Below are 21,044 nucleotides of genomic sequence, written 5' to 3' on the forward strand. Positions count from 1 at the left end.
GTGACCTATGACCCCGCCGCCGCCGACGCACTCCTGGACCGCCTGCTTCTCGAGGAGGATCCGACGATGGCCGCCGTCCTGCGGGACAGCGAAGCCGCCGGGCTGCCGCCGATCGCGGTCTCCGCGCAGCAGGGCAAGTTCCTGACGTTGCTGGCCCGCGCCGTCGGCGCCCGCCGGGTCCTCGAGGTGGGCACGCTGGGCGGCTACAGCACGATCTGGCTGGCCCGCGGACTGGGCGACGACGGGGAGGTCGTCAGCCTCGAGTACGAGCCGAAACACGCCGAGGTGGCGCGCGCCAACCTCGACCGCGCCGGGGTCGGGGACCGGGTTGAGGTGCTCGTCGGCGCGGCCGCCGAGACCCTGCCGACCCTGACCGGGCCGTTCGATCTGGTGTTCATCGACGCCGACAAGGAGAACAACGGCACCTACCTGCGCTGGGCGGTGGAACTGGGCCGGCCGGGCACCGTCGTCGTCATCGACAACGTGATCCGCGACGGACAGATCCTGCGGGAGGACCGCGACGCCGCCGCCGCGGGCACCCTCGAGGCGCTGCGCCTCCTCGGCACCGACCCGCGGCTGGACGCCGCGGCGCTGCAGACCGTCGGGTCCAAGGGCTGGGACGGCTTCGCCCTCGCGGTGGTCCGCTAGCCGGACGAGGCCGGATCGAGTTCGGCCACCGCCTGCGCCGCGCTGACCACCCGATCGATGCGCAGGGCGGTCTGGCCGGCGTACAGCGCGGTGCGTTCCAGCACCGACTCCGGTGCGCCCGCCACCGGCGGGACCGGGCTGAACAGCGGAACCGCGGGCCGTTGCAGCCGGGCGACCGCGCCTGCACCGCGGTCGGCGAAGCGGGCCAGCACGGCGCTGCGGGCGTTGAGCGCCGCGGGCAGACCGCGCGCCGAGCCGTCCGGGTGGCACCAGCGCCGGGTGACCGCGTTGGGCACCACCCGGTGGCGCACCGGCCAGGTCAGGCCGAACACCGTGGTCTCCACGGTGTGATCGGCGGCCAGCACCCGGCTGCGGTAACCGGGGTGCGCGCCGGACTCCTCGGTCAGCAGGAACCGGGTCCCGGCCACCACGCCCGCCGCCCCGGCGTCGAGAGCCGCGCGGGTGTCGGCGGCGGTGGCGATGCCGCCGGCCAGGAACACCGGGCGTTCGCCGGCGACGTTCAGCGCGGCGGGCAGGAAATCCAGGGCGGCCCGGGTGCCCACCAGGTGACCGCCCGCCTCGCGGCCCTGGGCGATCAGCCCGTCGACGCCCCAGCCGAGCGCCTCGCGTGCCTCGGCCTCGGTGCCGACCATGCGCAGCACCACGATTCCCGCGGCGCGCAACCGGTCCACCAACTCCGCCGACGCGGTCCCGAAGGCCAGCACCACCACGTCGACGCCGCCGCGGATGCACGCGTTCACGTGGGCCCGGCGCACGAACGGCAGGAGCAGGTTGACCGCCACCGCCCGGTCGGGCGCGATGTCGCGGACCGCGCCGATCGCGGCCCGCAGCGCCGCGGGTGGGGCGATGCCGAGGGTTCCCAGCGCACCGGCGCGCGCCACCGCGCCGGCCAACCGCGGGCCCGCGATGCCCCCGCCCATCCCGGCCTGCAGGATCGGGACGTCGATCTTGAGCCGCTCGGTGAGAGCGCCACCGCTAGCCATGGCGCCGAGGGTAGTCGGCCGGGCGGCGGTCAGCCGCAGATCGCGCCGGTGGCCGCCGACTGCACCAGCTTGCGGTACTTGGCCAGCACGCCGGTGGTGTACCGCGACTCCGGCGGGATGTACCCCTCGGCGCGGGCGGCGAACTCGTCGGGGTCGGCCAGCACGTCCAGGGTGCCCTTGGCCACGTCCAACCGGATGCGGTCCCCGTTGCGCACGAACGCGATCGGACCGCCGTCCACCGCCTCGGGGGCGACGTGCCCGACGCACAGGCCGGTGGTGCCCCCGGAGAACCGCCCATCGGTGAGCAACAGGACGTCCTTGCCCAGCCCGGCGCCCTTGATCGCACCGGTGATCGCCAGCATCTCGCGCATCCCGGGTCCGCCCTTGGGGCCCTCGTAGCGGATCACCACGGCGTCGCCTGCGGCGATCGTGCCGTCCTCGAGGGCGTCCAGCGCCGCGCGCTCGCCGTCGAAGACCCGCGCGGTGCCCTCGATGACGTCGGTGTCGAAACCGGCCGACTTGACCACCGCGCCCTCCGGGGCCAGCGACCCGTGCAGGATGGTGATCCCGCCGCTGGGGTGGATCGGGTTGGTCAGCGCGTGCAGCACCTTGCCGTCGACGACCGGGGGATTCAGCTCGGCGATGTTCTCCGCCATGGTCTTACCGGTCACGGTCAGGCAGTCACCGTGCAACAGTCCGGCCTCCAGCAGGGTCTTGAGCATGACCGGCACCCCGCCGATCTTGTCGATGTCGTACATCACGTGCGCCCCGAACGGCTTCACGTCGGCCAGATGCGGCACCCGGGCACCGATCCGGGAGAAATCGGCCAGGGTGAGGTCTACGTCGGCCTCGTGGGCGATCGCCAGCAGGTGCAGCACCGCGTTGGTCGACCCGCCGAAGGCCATCACCACCGCGATCGCGTTCTCGAACGCCTCCTTGGTCAAGATGTCGCGGGCGGTGATGCCGCGGCGCAGCAGGCCGACCACGGCACGGCCGCTGGCCCGGGCGTAGCCGTCCCGGCGGCGGTCCGCCGACGGCGGTGAGGCACTGCCGGGCAACGACATCCCCAGCGCCTCGGCCGCGCTGGCCATCGTGTTGGCGGTGTACATCCCGCCGCAGGCGCCCTCGCCGGGGCAGATGGAGCGCTCGATCACCTCGACGTCCTCGCGGGACATCAACCCGCGCGAACACGCGCCGACGGCCTCGAAGGCGTCGATGATCGTCACTTCACGCTCGGTGCCGTCGGAGAGCTGCGCATAGCCGGGCATGGTCGACCCGGCGTAGAGGAACACCGCCGCCAGGTCCAGGCGGGCGGCGGCCATCAGCATCCCGGGCAGGGACTTGTCGCAGCCGGCCAGTAGCACCGACCCGTCGAGGCGCTCGGCGCTCATGACGGTCTCGACGCTGTCGGCGATCACCTCCCGGCTCACCAGGGAGAAGTGCATGCCCTCATGCCCCATCGAGATTCCGTCGGAGACCGAGATGGTGCCGAACTCCAGCGGGTAGCCGCCGCCCTCGAAGACGCCCTCCTTGACCGCCTTGGCCAACCGGTCCAGCGACAGGTTGCACGGCGTGATCTCGTTCCACGAGGAGGCCACCCCGATCTGGGGCTTGGCGAAGTCGTCGTCGTCCATACCCACCGCGCGCAGCATGCCGCGGGCGGCGGTGCGCTCCAGCCCGTCGGTGACGTCGCGGCTGCGGGGCTTGATGTCGGTGACCTTGCGGGTTGTGGACATGGGATTCAGTATGCCCGCGGCAAACAACGGCGCCCAAATCGTTTAGATACCCCGATGGGGTATCGGGTATCATGATTTTCATGTTCGTCACCGACGCGCCCTGGGCGCCGCTTCCCGTGCTTCTGACCGCGCTCGCCATCGGCTTGTCCGGCTGCTCCGGCAGCAGCGACACCGCGCCGACGTCCACCGCGGACAGCAGCGCGACCACCACCAGTTCCAGCGTCGAGCAGGCCGCCGACCACAACGCCGCCGACATCGCGTTCGCGACCGACATGATCCCGCACCACGAACAGGCGCTGACCCTGTCGGACCTGGTGCCCGAGCGTAGCGACAACCCGCGACTGGCCGCGCTGGCCGCCGACATCAAAGCCGCGCAGCAGCCCGAGATCGACACCCTGCAGCAGTACCTGCGCGACTGGGGGGCGCCGGAGCCCACCGACACCGACCACTCCGACATGGCCGGCATGGTCGACGACGCCACCATGGCGAAGTTGGCGACGTTGACCGGCAAGGACTTCGACGACCTGTGGCTGCAGTCGATGATCGACCACCACCGCGGCGCGATCGACATGGCCCAGACCGAGATCGACGAGGGCGTCAACCCGGGCGCGAAAGAACTGGCCACCGCGATCATCGACACCCAGCAGGCCGAGATCGACCAGATGACAGCGATGTTGGGGCAGTAGATGAGCGCACCGCACGGCTACACGGCCGAGAAAGACGCCTACGCCAAGCGGCTGCGCCGCATCGAGGGGCAGGTGCGCGGGATCGCGCGGATGATCGAGGAAGACAAGTACTGCATCGACATCCTCACCCAGATCAGTGCCGCCAACAGCGCGCTGCGCTCGGTGGCGCTGAACCTGCTCGACGAACACCTCGGCCACTGCGTCACCGGGGCGGTCGCCGAGGGCGGCCGGGAGGCCGAGGCCAAACTGGCCGAAGCGTCGGCGGCCATCGCCCGGCTGGTCCGCTCCTGAGCCCCCCAGGGGCTACCGTGGGGCGAGCGCGAACGGCACCGTAGAGCCGCGCGCCGCCGACACCATGACAGCCGACGACACCGCCACCCGCGCCAGCCCGTGGACGCCGCGGCTCGTCATCCAGCTGGCGGTGCTGGCGGCGGCGGCCTTCGCCTACGTCACCGCCGAGATCCTGCCGGTCGGCGCGCTCACCGCGATGTCGGAGGACCTGGGGGTCAGCGAAGCGGTGATCGGCAGCCTGCTGGCCTGGTATGCGCTGGTCGCCGCGCTGGCCACGGTGCCGCTGGTGCGGTGGACCGCGCGTTGGCCGCGCCGGCGCGCCCTGCTGCTTGCGTTGGCGTCGCTGACCGCCTCGCAGACCATCTCGGCGCTCGCCCCCAACTTCGCGGTGCTGGTCGCCGGGCGGGCGTTGTGCGCGCTGACCCACGGGCTGCTGTGGGCGGTGATCGCCCCGATCGCGATCCGGCTGGTACCGGCCAGCCACATCGGGCGGGCCACCACGGCGGTCTACGTCGGGTCCAGCCTGGGCCTGGTACTCGGCGTGCCGCTGATGGCGGGGCTGAGCCTGACCGCGGGCTGGCGGATGGCGATGGGTTCGGTGGCGGTGGCCGCTGCGCTGGTGTGGGTCGCCGCCCGTCGGGTGCTGCCGTCGCTACCCCTGAGCCCGGACCAGCAGGCGGTGGTCGCGGCCGGGGTGCCGCATCACCGCAACCCGAGGTTGATGACGATCTGCGCGCTGACCCTCATCGTGGTCGTCGCACACTTCATCTCCTACACCTACATCCTGACCATCATCGGCGGCGTGGTCGGGGTGCACGACCCGCACCGGGTGTCCTGGCTGCTGGTCGGCTACGGGGCGGTCGGCGTGGTGGCGATGACGCTGATCGCCCGCCCGCTGGACCGGCGCCCGGTCGTGGCGATGCTGACCTGCATGAGCGTCCTGGTCATGACCTTCGCCGGGCTCACCGCGATGGCGTTCCTCGACCGGCACAACCCCGCCACGATGGTGCTCGGGGCGGGCGGGATCCTGCTGTGGGGGGCGATGGCGGCCACCGTCTCGCCGATGCTGCAGTCCACGGCGATGCGCACCGCGCCGGTCGACCCCGACGGCGCCTCGGGGCTCTACGTGGTGGCCGCCCAGCTCGGCATCGCGGGCGGATCGCTGCTGGGCGGGCTGCTGTTCACCCGGGAGGGAGTGCCGCTCATGCTGGCCGGATCCACCGTGCTCATCGCGGCGGCGCTGGTCGGCATCACGGCGGCCCGGCGCATCTTCAGTGTTTACTCGATCGTCAGGTCGACGTAACATTGGCCACTCTTTCAGCGATGAACAGGCCAGGTCAGCCTCGTGTCGACGGTATCGAAGACGGACTTCGGGGTTCTTTCGACAATTAGCTGACCTGGTTCTTGTGCGAGACTGTAGCCACCTGTGTGAACTGGAGGATGTCAATGTCGCGACGGGGTTCTCTGCGAGCCGTTGTCAGCGCGGTGGGCTTGGCCGTCACTGTGAGCCTGGGCGCGGGCACGGCGCTGGCCGATCCGCCGCCGCCACCGCCACCACCGGTGGACCCATTCGCACCGCCGGCCGCCGCCCCCACCACCGCCCCGACCGTGACACCGGGAGCGGTGCCCGCCGGGCAGAACCCGAAACCGTTCACCGGTGACCCACCGTTCCTGCCGCCCTCGTTCAACCCGCTGAACGGGTCGCTGGTCGGGGTCGCCAAGCCGATCATCATCAACTTCCAGCGCCCGATCGGGAACCAGGCGATGGCCGAGGACGCCATCCACATCTCCTCGGACCCGCCGGTCCCCGGCAAGTTCTACTGGATGACCCCCACCCAGGTGCGCTGGCGCCCGCTGGACTTCTGGCCGGCGAACACCCGGGTCAGCATCGACGCGGCCGGCACCAAATCGAGTTTCCGCACCGGGGACTCGCTGGTGGCCACCGCCGATGACGCCACCCACGAGATGACGATCACCCGCAACGGCGAGGTGGAGAAGGTCTTCCCGATGTCGATGGGGATGACCGCGGGTGGCCACGAGACCGAGAACGGCACCTACTACGTGCTGGAGAAGATGCCCGAGGTGGTGATGGACTCCTCCACCTACGGGGTCCCGGTCGACTCCGAGTGGGGTTACAAGCTGAAGGTCAAGGACGCCGTCCGGATCGACAACAGCGGTGGCTTCGTGCACAGCGCCCCGTGGTCGGTCGCAGATCAGGGCAAACGCAACGTCAGCCACGGCTGTATCAACCTCAGCCCGGAGAACGCCAAGTGGTTCTTCGACAACTTCGGCAGCGGGGATCCGGTCGTGGTGAAGAACTCGGTGGGCCTGTACACCAAGAACGACGGTTCACAGGACTGGCAGATCTAACTCCAGATCCGCACCCGCTCCGCCGGTTCGAGGTACAGCGCGTCGTCGGCGCCGACGGTGAAGGCGTCGTAGAACGCGTCGATGTTGCGGATGACGCCGTTGCAGCGGAACTCCGGCGGCGAGTGCGGGTCGGTGGCCAGCCGGCGGATCGCCTCGGCGGTGCGTGACTTGGTGCGCCACACCTGCGCCCAGCCGAAGAACACCCGCTGCACCCCGGTCAGCCCGTCGATCACCGGCGGTGTCGCGCCGTCCAGGGACAGCTGGTAGGCCAGCAGCGCGATCGACAGGCCGCCAAGGTCGCCGATGTTCTCCCCGACCGTGAACGCGCCGTTGACGCGGTGCTCCGCGTCGAGTCCACGCGGGGTGAAGGTGTCGTACTGGGCGATGAGGGCGCCGGTGCGGGCGGCGAACTCGTCGCGGTCGGCATCGGTCCACCAGTCCACCAGGTTTCCGTCACCGTCGTATTTGGCGCCCTGGTCGTCGAAACCGTGCCCGATCTCGTGGCCGATCACCGCGCCGATCCCGCCGTAGTTGGCGGCGTCGTCGGCGTCGGCGTCGAAGAACGGCGGCTGCAGGATCGCCGCCGGGAACACGATCTCGTTCATGCCCGGGTTGTAGTAGGCGTTGACGGTCTGCGGGGTCATGAACCACTCATCGCGGTCCACCGGCCCACCCAGTTTGGCCGCCTCGCGGTCGAAGGCGGCGGCGTAGCCGCGCACGCAGTTGCCGTACAGGTCGTCGCGGTCGATCACCAGGGCGGAATAGTCCCGCCAGCGCGCCGGATAGCCGATCTTCGCGGTGAACTTGTCCAGTTTGGCCAGAGCCCGCTCGCGGGTGGCCGGGGTCATCCACTCCAGTTCGGTGATGCTCACCCGGTAGGCCTCCCGCAGGTTGGCCACCAGCACGTCCATCCGCTCCTTGGCCTCCGGCGGGAAGTGCCGTTCGACGTAGAGCTTGCCGACCGCGTCGCCCAGCAGGCTCTGCACCAGGCCGACACCGCGTTTCCAGCGTTCCGGCAGCTGCTCGGCGCCGGTCAGGGTGCGCCCGTAGAACTCGAAATCCTCGGCGACCAGCGCCGCGGTCGACACCCGGGCCCGGGTGGTGATGATCTGCCAGCGCGCCCACCGCTGCCAGTCGGCGAGCGGGCGCTCCGCCCATGTGGCCGCGAACGCGGTCAGGTAGTCCGGCTGGCGCACGACGAGCTCGTCGACGGCGGTCGCCGGGATCCCCAGCCCGGCCAGCCAGGCCGACCAGGCGAAGCCCGGCGCCTGCTCGGCCAGGTCGGCGAAGCGGCGCAGGTTGTAGCTCGCCTCGGCGTCGCGGCGCTTGACCACATCCCAGTGGGCGGCCGCCAGGGCGGTCTCCAGCGCCACGACCGCCGCGGCGTCGTGGGCGTGATCGGCCGGGTCGCCGCCGTAGACCAGCGCGAACATCGCCGCGATGTGCCGTGGATAGGCGGCGAGCACCGCGGCGTGCGCCGGCTCCCGGTAGTAGGACTCGTCGGGCAACCCGAGGCCGGATTGGGTCAGATACACCAGGTAGCGGCTGGAGTCCTTGGCGTCGGTGTTGACGTAGAGCCCGGCGCCGCCGCCGACGCCGCTGCGTTGCAGCGCACCGAGCACCCCGGCCAGTGCGTCGCGGTCGGCGGCCGCCTCGACGGTGGCCAGCTCGTCGAGCAGCGGGGCCACGCCACGCGCCTCGATCGCCTCCTCGGCCAGGAAGCCGGCGTAGAGGTCCCCGATGCGCTGGGTGTCGCTGCCCGGAGCGGCGCCCGCCGCGGCGGCCGCCTCGATCAGCTCCCGCACCTGGACTTCGGCGCGGTCGAACAGGGCCCGGAACGCGCCGTCGGTGGCCCGGTCGGCGGGCATGGTGTACCCGGTCAGCCAACCGCCGTTGACGTGGCCGAACAGGTCGTCCTGCGGGCGGATGCTGTCGTCGACGTGGCTCAGGTCGATGCCCGAACGGGTGGCGGCAGTGGTCATCGGGCCATCCTGCCACGGCGCACGGTAGCCTCACGGCCATGTCCGACGCCGAGCAGGCCGAGCAGGCCGGCACCGCCGGCGCCGAACCCGCCCGCGACGCCGAGGTCGGCGCCGGCGCCGCCGAACCGGCTGATGACCGGGTCTTCTCGCCCTACGGCGTGGCCTCGGCGGCACTGGGCGTGCTCGCCGTGGCAGCGGTGGTGCTGGCGGCGCTGATCTGGTCGGGGCACCGCGGCGACCATGCCGAACGCGTCTATCAGGAGCGGGTGCTGCAGACCGCAGCCGACTGGGTCGGCCTGCTGGCCAACATCGACACCGACAATGTCGAGCCGACCCTGGCACGGCTGCGGGACGGGACCGCTGGCGGCCTCAACGCCGAGTTCGACTCCGCCATCCAGCCCTACCGCGACGTGGTGCGCCGGCTGGCGGCGCGCAGCGTCGGGCAGGTCGAGGCGGTCGCCATCGAATCGGTGCACCGCGACGAGGACGGCAGGCCGCGCGATCGTGCGCCGCTGCCCGATGAACTGGTCGGACGCACCGACACCGTGCTGGTGGTCGCGGCCTCGGTCGCCGACACCAGCGCGGGCAAGCCGCAGACGGTGCGCTGGATGCTGCGGCTGGACGTCTCCGACGTCGACGGCACCCCGATGATCTCCGGGCTGGAGTTCCTGCGATGAGCGTGCGCAACGCCTGGCGGGTGGCGACCTTCGACGTGGCCGCGCCCGCGGTGGCGATCGGGGCGGTGTTGCTGATCGGGGCGGAACTGGGCTGGCCGCGTTGGTGGGTGGCGGCCGCGGCGGTACTGGTGCTGCTGATCGTACAGGCCGTGCTGATCAACGTGGTGTTCTGGCGCCGCGACGCGGTCACCGTCGGCACCGACGACGACCGGCCCGGGCTGCGGCTGGCCGTGGCCGGGGTGGCGACGCTGGCGATCGTGGCGGCGGTCGCGGTCGGTTACCAGCGCTGGACGGTGCCCGACCGCGCGTTCGCCGCCGACTCCACGCAGGTGGTGCGCATCGCCACCGACATCGCCGAGGTCACCGCCTCGTTCTCGCCGAGCGACCCCGATGCCGCGGTCGCCGCGGCCGAGGACGTCATGGTCCCCGAGCGGGTGGCCGCCCTGAAGAAGGAACTGGCCGCGGTCACCGAGCAGATGCTGCGGGACAAGGTCAGCACCCGGGCCGCCACCGTGTCCGCGGGGCTCGAGGCGCTCGGCCCGGACGCGGCCAGCGTGGTGGTGCTGGTGCGCAGCAGCCGCACCGAGGCGGACCGGCAGTCGGAGCGCCGGGTGCTGGCGCTGCGGGTCGCGCTGACCAAACCGCAGGACCGCTGGCTGGTGCTCGACATCGTTCCGATCCGCTGAGCTCCGATCCGCTGAGCTCCGCTGGGCTCAGCCCAGCCGCGCGTACTCGACCTTCAGGCAGCGGTCCATGACCACTTGCAGACCGGCGGCCTCGCCGTCGCGGGCCACCTGCTCGTCGCGCAGACCGGATTGCAGCCACAGCGTCGCGGGCCGCGGCGTCAACGCCAGCGCTTCGGTGAGCACGCCGGGCAGCTGGTCGCGTCGGCGGAACACGTCCACCAGGTCGGGGGTGGCCGGCAACGCCGCCAGGCTGGGGTAGACCGGGACGCCGTCCAGCTCGCTGAACGTCGGATTGACCAGGAAGAACCGGTACGGGGACGCGGCGGCCAGGTAGGTGTACACCTCGTGGCTCGGCCGGGCCGGGTTGGCCGAGATGCCGACCACCGCGACCGTGCGGGTCTGGTCCAGGATGCGGCGCAGGGCCGCGTCGTCGGGTGCCATCGCTGCTCTCAATTCTGGGTCGGGCGTTGCGCTTTCATTTTGACGAACCGGTCGGAGAGCCGCCGCATCCGGATCATCAGCGATGCCGACGGGCTGACGGTGGCGTCCAGGTAGGCGGTCAGTTCCTCGGTGGGCACCCCGATCCGGGAGGCGAACTCCGGGTGCCCGAGCCCGGACCGGTCGATCAGCAGCTGCACATGCCGGGCCACCTCGGCACGCTCGTTGGCCTCCAGATGGGCGCGGGTGCGCTCCAGCACCTCCGACAGGGCCTTGGAGATCCCGTACGGGCGGCTGCCGGCCAGCACCTCCTCCACCTGCCGGGCGGTCCGGCCGTACGGGTCGCGTTTGAGGGCCACCACGATGCGCTTCCAGACGCTGATGTCGCCGTTCTCCAGCGCGGAGCGGATCGCGGCGGTGGGCCAGAACTCGACCGGCCGGTCGTTGTAGGACCCGCGTGCGCCGGCCCGACGGGAGGCAGGTTTGCTGTGCGGGTCCGCGCTCACCGTCACCTCGCCTCCTCGAGCATCGCCACCGCCACCGCCAGACAGCGCTGCCTCACATCATCCCAGTCCGGCTCGTCGGCGGCGGCGCCCGGCCCGCCGTCGTCGTCGGGGCCGGGGTCGGGGTCCGGGCTGCTCGCCGGATCGGGCGCCGGCTGCGGGTCGGCCAACCGGCGCACCAACTGGGTGGCGATCCAGTTCGGCTGCACCGACGGGCAGCGGTAATAGCTGTCGAAACCGGCCAGTGCCACCGCCGCCGCTTCGGCGTCGACGGTGTCGACCAGCGCGGCGAACTCGGTGAAGTCCCGCCGGGTGTTGCGCGACATGATCAGGTAGCCCTTGAGCCGCACCGTCTCCGCGGCGGTCGGGATCTGCAGCCGGTCGCCGGTGGTCAACTGCACGTTGGTGATCTCCACCGGGCTGCAGCGCCGGAAGTCGCCGTCCCCGGTCTCGGTGGCCAGGGCGTCCAGGGCGACCGCCAGCCGGTGCCGCCACACGGTGACCGGGTGCACCGGACGCACCGCGCGCGGGGCGGAGCGGCCGATCACCCGCCGGGCCAGCCGGGTGTCGGCGGTCACCGAGGCCAGGGCGGGGGAGCGGTGGCCGCCGGCAGCGCCGCGCTGGCAGCCGCTGAACGCCAGCGGGTCGGTCACGCTGATCGCCTCGGGGGCCAGATCCTTCAGCCGGGCCGAGGACTTCACCACCATCCGCAGGTCGGCGGCGGGAGCCACCAGCGCGGAGATGTCGTCGGGGATCAGCACCACATCGCCGAGATCGACGGCAGGCAGCGGTTTCTCGAAGTCCACCGACGGCAACAGCCGCGCCAGCCAGCCCGGCAGCCACCAGTTCCACTGGGCGAACACCGCCATCAGCGCCGGGACCAGCACCAGCCGCACCACGGTCGCGTCGATGGCGATCGCCACCGCGCACGCGACCCCGAGCTGGGCGACCAGCGGCATCCCGGCGAACGCGAACCCGACGAACACCGCGATCATGATCAGCGCCGCGCTGGTGATGGTGCGGGCGCTGGTGCTCACCCCGTATGCGACGGCGTCGCGGGTGTGCCCGGACTCCAGGTACCGCTCCCGGATGCGGGTGAGCAGGAAGATCTCGTAGTCCATCGACAGCCCGAACGTCATCGCCAGCACCAGCGGTGGGATCGTGCTGTCGATCGACGACAGGCGCGGGAAGCCGAGTTGTTCCAGCCACCCCCACTGGAACACCACCACCAGGCTGCCGTAGGCCGCGCCCACCGACAGCATCGTCATCAACACGCCCTTGGCCGCCAGCACCACCGACTGGATCGCCAGCAGCAGCATCACGAACGCGATCGCGGCGACGAACAGCAACACCAGCGGCTCGGCCCAGGCCACCCGATCGTCGAAGTCCTTGATCAGCGCGGTCGGCCCTCCCACCGCGATCTGCGCGGAGTCGATGCCCGCAGTCCTCGGCAGCTCATCGCGCAGCCAGTCCACCGTCCGGCGGGCCCCGAGGTTCTCCGGATCCACCGAGAGCACCGCCGAGAGCAGGGCGCTGTTGCCGTCATCGGCGAAGACCGGCGGCGCCACCGTCGCGATGTGCGGCGCCTGCGCGATCCGCTGGGTGACCGCGTCGAGGGCGGCGGTGTGCTCCGGCGACGACGCGGACCCGTCGGGGAAGCTGACCAGCACCCGCACCGGGCCGAGCGCCCCGGGCCCGAGCGCCTGGGCCGCGGCGGCCATGCCGCCGCGGATCTCGTGGCCGGAGTCGAACTGGCGCACCATGCTGTTGCCCAACACCATCGTGAACGCGGGCGCGGTCATGATGATCAACAGGCCGGCCGCACCCGCGGTGGCCAGCCACGGCCGGCGCATCACCGAGCCGACCCAACGGGTCCAGAACGGCGACTGGGTCACCTCGGGCCGCCGCGACCAGTGCAGCAGCGCCGCCCGACGCGCCGCCGCCCGGCCGAACGTGCTCAGCACCGCCGGGGTGAGGGTGACCGCGGTGAGCACCGCCACCGCGACCGCGAGGATCGCGCCGGTGGCCATCGACACCAGCACCGGGGTGTTGATCAGGTAGATCCCGCAGACCGAGGCGATGACGGTGAGCCCGGAGAGCACCACCGCCAGCCCGGAGGTGGCCATCGCGGCGTCGACCGCCTCCTGCGGCTGCCGGCCGGCGCGCAACTCCTCCCGGTACCGCATCAGGATGAACAGTGAGTAGTCGATGGCCAGGGCGATACCGAACATCGACACCGTCGAGGTGACGAACACCGACATCGTGGTGAACAGCGACAGCAGGTAGACCAGCCCCATCGTGACGACCACGGTGCAGATCCCCAGCGCCAGCGGGATCGCCGCCGCGGTCAACGACCCGAAGACGGCCAGCAGCACGATCAGGACCACCGGCAGGTTCCAGCGTTCGGCCTGCGCGATGTCCTGCTTGGTCTTGTCCGCCGCGGCCGCACCGAGCGCGCCCTGCCCGATCACGTACAGCCGGACGTGGCCGTTGGCGGTCTCGCCCGGTTCCACACCGTGCACCCCGATCTCGTGGCGCAATCTCTTGGCGGTGTCCACCGCACCGGTGTTGTCGAAGTCCAGTTCCAGCATCAGCACATAGGGCCGGTCCGGTTGCGGGGGCGGCTGGGTCGGGTCGCGCTGCACGGACACGGCGGGCACCGTCGCCGCGGCGCGCTCCAACTCGGCGACCGCGTCGGCCATGTCGTCCTGGGTTGCGGCGGCGCGGGGGGCGGCCACCAGGGCCAGTGGGGAGGCGCCCTGATCGGGGTAGTGGTCCTCGACCTGATATTGCACGTGCAGCGACTGCGAGCCGGCCACCTCGAAACCGCCTCCGGTGAGCTGACCGGACTGGGTCAACGCCAGATACACCGCGGGGATCACCGCCAGCAGCCACCCGATGAACACCGCCCAGCGGAACCGGCGCAGGTGGCGGCTGAGGTGAATCATCAACTGCTGAATCTCAGTCTCCCCCGCATCGACCCGCGTTTCCGTCGCGTCACCCTACCGCAGCGTGTGGTAGGCTCACGCCCTTATTCGGGTGGCCCCGAACGGGCGCCCCGAATCCACGACAACGTCGTCGTCCACAGTCATCCACCGTCGCCGCCCGAAGGCCGGGCCCGCCCGCGCCGGATCGATGCGAACGGTGGTCTCGGCCCATTCTGCCGGTCGGCGCCCCGACCGCCCGCCGGCGGGCGACGGTCGGCGTTCACCGGGGCAGGTCGCCCCGGCGGCGCGATGCGCGTGCCCGTCGCTCGATTGGCGGGGTCCACCGGCGCGATGGCAGGATGGCGGAGTCGGCGAGGTAAGGAGCTTTCCATGACCGTGACCAGGGGGAACCGGCGGCAGCGGCTGCTCGGGACGATGGCCGCAGCGGCGCTGGGGGGCGCGCTGGCGGTGTCGATGTCGCCGTCGGCGGCGGCGAAACCCGAGGACCCCTGCGCGGCCAGCGCGGTCGCCAAGACGGTCAGCAAGGTCTCCGACGACACCAGCAAGTACCTGGAGAAGAACCCCGAAACCGACCGGGTGATCACCACGGCGCTGCAGCAGGACCCCGGACCGCGCTCGGTCATGACGCTGAAGAACTACTTCGACGCCAACCCGACCGTCGCCGACGACCTGGCCGAGATCAGCGAACCGCTCAGCGAGATCACCGCCAGCTGCCGGCTGCCGATCTCCCTGCCGCAGGTGCTCGGGCTGATGCAGGCCGCTCAGAACCAGCAGCTGCCGGGGCAGCTGCCCGGCCAGCTGCCGAGCCAGTTGCCGCCGGCCGCCGCCGACATCCTGGGCAAGACCGGGCGGCTGCCCGGCCCGGCCGCCGCGGTCACCCCGCCGGCGCCGGCAGCGACCACCGCGGTCGACTAGAGCACGACCGGTTCGGCGCGCCCGTCGCCGCGCCTGCGGCTGGTCAGCGCTGCGGCGAGCCGCCAGCCCAGCAGGAGGGCAGCGGTGCTCAGCGTCGCCACCACCCAGAAGGCGGCGGCCACGCCCTGTCCGGTCACCGCGCGCAGCAGCATGCCCACCACCACCGTGGCCACCCAGACCACCAGCCCGGTGGGGACGATCGCCCGTGGACGCCGCCACCCCCGCACCGCCAGCCAGCCCACCAGGGCGCCGACCAGAAACGGCCACGACGTGCCCGCGATGCCGGCGACGGTCAGCCCCTCGGCATGACTGCGCCGGCCCGCGGTGCAGAACACCACCACCGCGACGGCGTCGGCCAGGGCGGCCGCCACGACGGTGCGCATCGGGAATCGGGGTCCGGTCACGGGTCTAGGTCATCACACCGCCCGGACGCACCGGCAACCGGGCCGAATCGACCGCGGTCGGGTGGCCGGGCGGCGGCTACGCTACCGGTGTGTCGAACGCTGCTGAGGACTCCGTCCACCCGGTGGTACGCCAGGCGGCCGCCTGGGCCTGGCGACTGCTGATCCTGCTGGGCGCGGTCGTGGCGCTGCTGTGGGTGATGAAGATCTTCGAGGTGATCTTCGTGTCGACGGCGGTGGCGTTGCTGCTGTCGGCGTTGCTGCTGCCCGGGGTGGATTGGCTGGACCGGCACGGGGTGCACCGCGGGCTCGCGGTGTTCCTGCTGCTGGCCAGCGGCCTGGCCGCGATCAGCGGCATCCTGGCGTTCGTGATCAGCCAGTTCATCGAGGGTGTTCCCGGCCTGGTGGTGCAGGTGACCCAGGTGGTGGACTCCAGCCGGGCCTGGCTGGTCAACGGTCCGCTGCACCTGAGCGCGGAGCAGATGGACAAGCTGCGCGACACCGTCACCCAGGCGCTGCAGACCAACCAGTCCGCGCTGACCAGTGGGGCACTGTCCACCGCGGGCACCATCACCGAGATCGTCACCGGCGCGTTCGTGGTGCTGTTCACCATGATCTTCTTCCTCTACGGCGGCCGGAACATCTGGCAGTTCGTGGTCAAGATCTTCCCGACCGCGGTGCGGGAGAAGGTCCACACCGCCGGGATCGCCGGCTTCCGGTCGCTGATCGGCTACACCCGGGCGACGTTCCTGGTGGCGCTGGTGGATGCGATCGGCATCGGCACCGGCCTGGCGATCCTCGGGGTGCCGCTGGCGCTGCCGCTGGCCTCGCTGGTGTTCCTGGGGGCGTTCATCCCGTTGATCGGTGCGGTGGTCACCGGCTTCCTCGCCGTGATCGTCGCGCTGATCGCCAAGGGCTGGATCGTCGGGCTGATCGCGTTCGGCGTGGTCATCGGGGTCAACCAGCTGGAGTCGCACGTGCTGCAGCCGCTGGTGATGGGCCGCGCCGTCGCGATCCACCCGCTGGCGGTGGTGCTGGGCATCTCCGCCGGAGCGCTGCTGGCCGGCATCGTCGGCGCGTTGCTGGCGGTGCCGGTGATCGCGTTCTTCGACCGGGCGATCCGGGTGCTGATCGCCCCGGCGGAGGAGGCCGACGCGGTGGCCGACGGCGACGACCTGGCCGACGAGGACACCCCGGTGGCGATCACCGCCGAACCCGACCGGGTCTGACCCCGACGCGGGCCGGACGCCCCGGTCCGCGCCGTCGGTTCAGTAGCGGCCCTCGCGACGCAGCAGCTCCTGGGCGCTGAGACCCTCGCGGCCGCGGCGGCCCCGCCCCTTCTCCGACCGGGTATTGAGCTTCTCGGTCTTGGGGTCGTCGCTCTCCGGCTGGGTCGGGATCGCGGTGGTGGCGTCCGCGGACTCGTCGGCGCCGGGCGGCGGGGGCGACGTCTTGCCCGCGCCGGGCGGTGGGGTGGGGGCGGCGAACTTCTCGGTCTGCGCCCCCGACGGCGGCGGCTCGTTCGGCCCACCGCGCAACTCACCGAGCCAGGATTCGATCTCCCGCTCGCCCCCCTCGGGGCGGCGCGGCTCGCCCGGCGGGGGACTGGCCGGCAGCTTCGTGGTCTTCGGCTCGGTGGGCAGCTTGCCGGTCTCCGCGGTGCTCGAGGCACGCCGCGGGATCCGATTGGTCGGCGGGGCGTCCGAGCCGGGGATCCGGGTGGTCGCCGGGGCCTCCGGGCCGGTCCGGGTGGCCGGCGGGGCGCCTCCGGCGCGTGGGGTCGGCGCACCGCCCGGCGTCGGCCGGGTGGGATCGTGCGGGGCGCGGGGCGGCACCGCGGCGGGCAGTGCCGTCTGGGCGGCGACCGTGCTGCGCACCACCGGGCGCTTGCGCTCGTCGGGCAGATGGATCTCGCCGAGGCCGATCCGGTTCTGCAGGCGTTTCATCCAGCGCGGCGCCCACCAGCAGTCGTCGCCGAGCAGCTTCATGATCGACGGCACCAGGAACATCCGCACCACGGTGGCGTCGAGCAGCAGCGCCGCCATCAACCCGAACGCCAGGTACTTCATCATCACCAGGTCGGAGAAGACGAACGACCCGGCGACCACGGCCAGCACCAGGGCCGCCGCGGTGATCAGCCGACCGGTGGTCGCGGTGCCGATCCGGATCGATTCTGTGGTCGACATGCCCGACTCGCGGGCCTCCACCATCCGGGAGACCAGGAACACCTCGTAGTCGGTGGCCAGCCCGTAGCCGACCGCCACGACAAGGGCGATGATCACCACCATCAACGGTGTCGGCGTGAAGTTCAGCACGCCGGAGAAATGGCCCTCGACGAAGATCCAGGTCAAGATCCCCATCGTCGACCCCAGGGTCAGCACGCTCATCACGGCCGCCTTGATCGGCAACACCAGCGACCCGAACGCCAGGAACATCAGCAGCATCGTGGTGGTGATCAGCACCACCAGCATCAGCGGCGCCTTGGCGATCAGGCTGTGGATGCTGTCCTGCTCGAGCGCGGGGGTGCCGCCGACCCACACGGTCAGCCCCTTCGGCGGGGTGATCGCGCGCAGCTCCTTGATCTTGTGCGCGGCCTCGTTGCGGTTCTCCAGCCCGCTCTGGATCACCCGCACGCTCGGATCGTCGGGGTGTCCGTCGGTGCACGGGTTGTCGGCGATGCTGGGACAGGGCCGCTCCGGCCAGTGCTCGTCGGTGAACCCGGAGATCGCGCCGACCTTGCTGCGGATGTCGTTGACCTGCGCGTCGGTGACCTTGCTGCCGTCGGTGCTGCGGATGACCACGGTCAACTGCTCGGTGCGGTAGCCCGGGAACAGGTGGTCGAAGTCCTCTTGGGCCACCCGGGCCGCGTTGTCCGGCGGCAGGTACTTCTCGCTCATCCCGCCCAGCGTCAGCTTGCCCAGCGGGATGATCAGCAGGATCATCCCGATCACGATCGGGATCGCGAACACCAGCGGGCGCTTCATCACGAAGTTGGTCAGCCGGCCCCAGAACCCGGCCTCGACCTCCTCGCGGGTCTTGGTCTTCTGGGTCTTCTCGGCGAACCAGTCGACGATGCGGCGCAGGAACGGGGTGTCGCGCAGCAGCGGGACCCGCAGCAGGGTGCGCACCCCGAGCGCGTCGACGTGGCTGCCCAGCACGCCGAGGACGGCGGGTAACAACGTGATCGAGAGCAGCGCGGCAAGCGACACCGCGGCGATCAGCGCGTAGGTCAGCGATTTGACGAAGCCCTGCGGCAGCAGCAGCAGGCTGGCGCCGGAGGCGATGATCAGCACCGCGGAGAACACCACCGTGCGCCCGGCGGTGATCACCGTGCGACGCACCGCGGCCTCGGTGTCGTAGCCCTCGGCGATCTCCTCCCGGAATCGGCTGACCACGAACAGCCCGTAGTCCACCGCGATACCCAACCCGATCAGGGAGACGACCGGTTGGGCGAAGAAATGCACCGGGCCGAGCATGGCGACCCCGCGCAGGATGCCCATCGCGCCGGCGATGGACAACCCGCCGACCAGCACCGGCAGCACGGCCGCGACCACCCCGCCGAAGACGAAGAACAGCACGACGGCCACCAGCGGCAGCGCCAGCACCTCCATGCGGCGCTGGTCGGTGGCGATGGTGCCGGTCAGGGCATCGGCGATCGGCTGAAGACCGGCCAACTCGACCCGCCCGCCGTTGAGTTCCTGCAGGCCCGGCCCGACGCCGCCGGTCTCGGCGCGGTAGTTGTTCAAGATCTCGTCGTCGTCATCGCCCTTGAGCTGGATGGAGACGAAGGTGTGCTTGCGGTCGTCGGTGGCCATGCCCTTGACGACCTCGTTGTCGGTGTCGGGGGCCTTGAGCCAGCCGGCCCAGCCGAGCACCTGGTCGGGGTGGTCTTTGACGAAGGTGTCGAGTTCGTCGACGACCTTGTCCCGCCACGCGGCGTCGTCGACGGTCTTGCCGTCCGGCGGCGCGAACACGGCCACGATGTGGCTGGTGCGGTCCCGGCCGTAGGTGTCGTCGCCGACGACGGAGGCCTTCACCGATTCGCTGCCGTCGTCGTAGAAACCGCTCTGGGTGACGTGGTCGCCCAGGCTCATCCCGAACACACCGCCGCCGAGGCACACCGCGACCATCACGCCGATCACGATGAACCGGTATCGATAGACGATCCGACCCCACCAGGCGAACACCTAAACTCCTTGCTGATTCTGCGCCGATTCGCGCAATGGATTCATCAATCCTCCGGGTTCTCCAGTTGTCACACCCGCGAGGACAGGAGTGAAGTCAGCGGCCGGAACGGCTGCAACCACGCCCCCTGCTCTGGTAGCGAATCGAGGCTGATCCGCGGCAGCGGCTCCCGGAACACACCTGCGATGTCCTCCAGGTCTACAAACTCCAAGGTATCCGAGGCTAGCGCCCAACTGGCATGTTCGCGAAATCCCAGCACCTGGACCGGGACGCCGGTCGCGGCGATCTCCTCCAGCGGTTCCCGGAAGGCCTGGCCGTCGGCGGAGGCGACCACGAGCGCGGCCAGTCCCTGCCCGTTGCGCAGCGCGACGTGCTCGAGCATGTCGGTGTCGACGTCGCTGTCCTCGTCGAGTTTGGGTTTGGCGAACACCGCGAACCCGACATTGCGCAGCGCCTCCACCCAGGGCCGCACCACGTCGGCGGTGCCCGGGGCGATGTTGGTGAACACCGTCGCCTCGGGTTCGACGACGTCCCCGGGCCGCTGCGCGGCGACGTCCCCGGTGCGGGCCAGCAGCCAGCGGCCCAGCGCATCGAAGCGCGGCCGCTCCGCCCCGGTGGGCCGGCGGCCCAGGATGGAGCCCAGGCCCATGTCGAGGTTGGGCGCATCCCAGACCAGCAGCACCCGCTGCGGCTCGTGTTCGTCGCTCACGCCGGTCGCCTCTCCCAGATCAGCTCGGTGATCGCCCGGCCCGCCTCGCGGGCCTTGCTCTCGTATTTGGTGACCGGCCGGGCCACCGAGATCGGCAGGGCGGCGTCCGGCGCGACCCGGCGCAGCCGCGGCTCGGCGTCGCCGATCTCGGCGATTTGCGCGGCGTAGTCGGCGTGGTCGGTCGCGGCGTGCAGCACCCCGCCGGGACGCAGCCGGTCGGCGATGAGCGCGACGGTGGCCGGCTGCAGCAGCCGGCGCTTGTGGTGACGCGCCTTGGGCCACGGATCGGGGAAGAACACCCGTGCGCCGGTCAGGCAGCCCGGGGTGAGCAGATCGTGCAGCACGTCGACGGCGTCGCCGCGGATCAGCCGGATGTTGGTGACGCCCGCCCGGTCGATGCCGCTGAGCAGCTGCGCCAGCCCGCGCCGGTAGACCTCCACCGCCAGGACGTCGAGCTCCGGTTCGGCCTGCGCCATCGCCAGGGTGGCGCTGCCGGTGCCGCAGCCGATGTCGAGCACCAGCGGGGCGGGCCGCCCGAACCAGGCCGCGGTGTCCAGCGGCGCCGGCGGCCCGGTGTCGTCGGGGGAGCGCACCTCGGTGCCCAGTTCGGGCCAGCGCCGCTCCCAGAGCCGGCGCTGGGCGTCGGAGAGCGCCGAGCGTCGCGACCGGAAGCTGGTGGTGCGCGGAAACATGCCGCCGCCGCGCTGCGGGGCCGCGGACTGCGGCGGGGCCGCCTCGTCTTGCGCATGCACCCGTCCATGGTGGCCCATGGCCGCGGTCCCGCTCAGCCCGGAGGCCCGGATTGATACCCAACAGTTGCCTGGGTGACTCGCGATCGGTCCGCTGGGCGCCCACGATGGCGGGG

The 21,044-nt window shown here is 71.5% G+C and carries 19 protein-coding genes; 9 read left to right on the plus strand and 10 right to left on the minus strand.

Going from position 1 to position 21,044, the window contains the following annotated elements:
• Positions 1–648 (plus strand): O-methyltransferase, encoded by a 648-nt coding sequence (locus AWC30_RS15445; protein ID WP_234808119.1) that lies wholly within the window; start codon positions 1–3, stop codon positions 646–648.
• Here AWC30_RS15445 and AWC30_RS15450 read toward each other — a convergent pair.
• Both AWC30_RS15450 and ilvD read right to left on the minus strand, forming a co-directional pair.
• A complete protein-coding gene (locus tag AWC30_RS15450) occupies positions 645–1,652 on the minus strand; it encodes an NAD(P)H-dependent flavin oxidoreductase (RefSeq protein WP_085111118.1) in 1,008 nt (335 codons plus the stop codon). The two genes, AWC30_RS15445 and AWC30_RS15450, sit on opposite strands and share 4 nt — an antisense overlap.
• 29 nt (positions 1,653–1,681) lie before the next feature.
• Entirely contained in the window at positions 1,682–3,388 is a 1,707-nt protein-coding gene (ilvD, locus tag AWC30_RS15455; protein ID WP_085111119.1) for a dihydroxy-acid dehydratase, read from the minus strand.
• A gap of 80 nt (positions 3,389–3,468) precedes the next feature.
• On the opposite strand from ilvD, the gene AWC30_RS15460 reads away from it, so the two are divergent.
• From AWC30_RS15460 to AWC30_RS15475, 4 genes are all read left to right on the plus strand, one after another.
• Entirely contained in the window at positions 3,469–4,074 is a 606-nt protein-coding gene (locus AWC30_RS15460) for a DUF305 domain-containing protein (protein WP_207568459.1), read from the plus strand.
• Positions 4,075–4,365, plus strand: a complete 291-nt coding sequence (gene ricR / locus AWC30_RS15465) for a copper-sensing transcriptional repressor RicR (protein ID WP_085111121.1) — start codon at positions 4,075–4,077, stop codon at positions 4,363–4,365.
• 64 nt (positions 4,366–4,429) lie between these two features.
• Positions 4,430–5,668 carry an MFS transporter gene (locus tag AWC30_RS15470; RefSeq protein WP_085111122.1) on the plus strand — a complete coding sequence of 413 codons (1,239 nt, stop codon included), beginning with the start codon at positions 4,430–4,432 and terminating at the stop codon, positions 5,666–5,668.
• A 137-nt stretch (positions 5,669–5,805) separates the two neighbouring features.
• A complete protein-coding gene (locus AWC30_RS15475) occupies positions 5,806–6,735 on the plus strand; it encodes a L,D-transpeptidase (RefSeq protein WP_109562095.1) in 930 nt (309 codons plus the stop codon).
• On the opposite strand, the gene AWC30_RS15480 is transcribed toward AWC30_RS15475, so the two are convergent.
• Positions 6,732–8,717, minus strand: coding sequence for a M13 family metallopeptidase (locus AWC30_RS15480; RefSeq protein WP_085111124.1), 1,986 nt, complete (start codon positions 8,715–8,717; stop codon positions 6,732–6,734). The two genes, AWC30_RS15475 and AWC30_RS15480, sit on opposite strands and share 4 nt — an antisense overlap.
• Before the next feature lie 38 nt (positions 8,718–8,755).
• Between AWC30_RS15480 and AWC30_RS15485 the strand changes: the two genes are divergently transcribed.
• Positions 8,756–9,394 (plus strand): hypothetical protein, encoded by a 639-nt coding sequence (locus AWC30_RS15485; RefSeq protein ID WP_085111125.1) that lies wholly within the window; start codon positions 8,756–8,758, stop codon positions 9,392–9,394.
• A gap of 2 nt (positions 9,395–9,396) precedes the next feature.
• Positions 9,397–10,080 (plus strand): hypothetical protein, encoded by a 684-nt coding sequence (locus AWC30_RS15490; RefSeq protein ID WP_085111126.1) that lies wholly within the window; start codon positions 9,397–9,399, stop codon positions 10,078–10,080.
• A gap of 27 nt (positions 10,081–10,107) precedes the next feature.
• On the opposite strand, the gene AWC30_RS15495 is transcribed toward AWC30_RS15490, so the two are convergent.
• From AWC30_RS15495 to AWC30_RS15505, 3 genes are read right to left on the minus strand one after another with little or no spacing between them, the layout of a single operon-like run.
• On the minus strand, positions 10,108–10,521 hold the full coding sequence (locus AWC30_RS15495) for a CoA-binding protein (protein ID WP_085111127.1): 414 nt from the start codon (positions 10,519–10,521) through the stop codon (positions 10,108–10,110).
• An 8-nt stretch (positions 10,522–10,529) separates the two neighbouring features.
• Positions 10,530–11,024, minus strand: coding sequence for a transcriptional regulator (locus AWC30_RS15500; protein WP_085111128.1), 495 nt, complete (start codon positions 11,022–11,024; stop codon positions 10,530–10,532).
• A 2-nt stretch (positions 11,025–11,026) separates the two neighbouring features.
• The gene (locus AWC30_RS15505) at positions 11,027–13,969 is read right to left on the minus strand and encodes an MMPL family transporter (RefSeq protein ID WP_085111129.1); all 2,943 of its coding nucleotides are present in this window, start codon (positions 13,967–13,969) and stop codon (positions 11,027–11,029) included.
• 369 nt (positions 13,970–14,338) lie between these two features.
• Between AWC30_RS15505 and AWC30_RS15510 the strand changes: the two genes are divergently transcribed.
• The gene (locus tag AWC30_RS15510; protein ID WP_085111130.1) at positions 14,339–14,884 is read left to right on the plus strand and encodes a hemophore; all 546 of its coding nucleotides are present in this window, start codon (positions 14,339–14,341) and stop codon (positions 14,882–14,884) included.
• Here the strand turns inward: AWC30_RS15510 and AWC30_RS15515 are convergent.
• Positions 14,881–15,267, minus strand: a complete 387-nt coding sequence (locus AWC30_RS15515) for a DUF3054 domain-containing protein (RefSeq protein ID WP_085111131.1) — start codon at positions 15,265–15,267, stop codon at positions 14,881–14,883. The two genes, AWC30_RS15510 and AWC30_RS15515, sit on opposite strands and share 4 nt — an antisense overlap.
• 110 nt (positions 15,268–15,377) lie before the next feature.
• Here AWC30_RS15515 and AWC30_RS15520 point away from each other — a divergent pair, with 110 nt between their 5' ends.
• Entirely contained in the window at positions 15,378–16,514 is a 1,137-nt protein-coding gene (locus tag AWC30_RS15520; protein WP_085111132.1) for an AI-2E family transporter, read from the plus strand.
• Between the two features lie 39 nt (positions 16,515–16,553).
• Here AWC30_RS15520 and mmpL3 read toward each other — a convergent pair whose 3' ends face one another.
• The 3 genes from mmpL3 to trmB all read right to left on the minus strand — a co-directional run bounded on the left by mmpL3 (position 16,554) and on the right by trmB (position 20,871).
• The gene (gene mmpL3, locus AWC30_RS15525; protein ID WP_109562098.1) at positions 16,554–19,472 is read right to left on the minus strand and encodes a trehalose monomycolate exporter MmpL3; all 2,919 of its coding nucleotides are present in this window, start codon (positions 19,470–19,472) and stop codon (positions 16,554–16,556) included.
• 68 nt (positions 19,473–19,540) lie between these two features.
• Positions 19,541–20,197: an NYN domain-containing protein gene (locus AWC30_RS15530; protein WP_085111221.1), complete on the minus strand. Its 657-nt coding sequence runs from the start codon at positions 20,195–20,197 to the stop codon at positions 19,541–19,543.
• The gene (gene trmB, locus AWC30_RS15535) at positions 20,176–20,871 is read right to left on the minus strand and encodes a tRNA (guanosine(46)-N7)-methyltransferase TrmB (protein ID WP_372507140.1); all 696 of its coding nucleotides are present in this window, start codon (positions 20,869–20,871) and stop codon (positions 20,176–20,178) included. Before trmB ends, AWC30_RS15530 begins: the two co-directional genes overlap by 22 nt.
• Positions 20,872–21,044 lie beyond the last annotated feature (173 nt).

The organism is Mycolicibacillus trivialis (genome assembly GCF_002102395.1).
GTDB lineage: Bacteria > Actinomycetota > Actinomycetes > Mycobacteriales > Mycobacteriaceae > Mycobacterium > Mycobacterium triviale.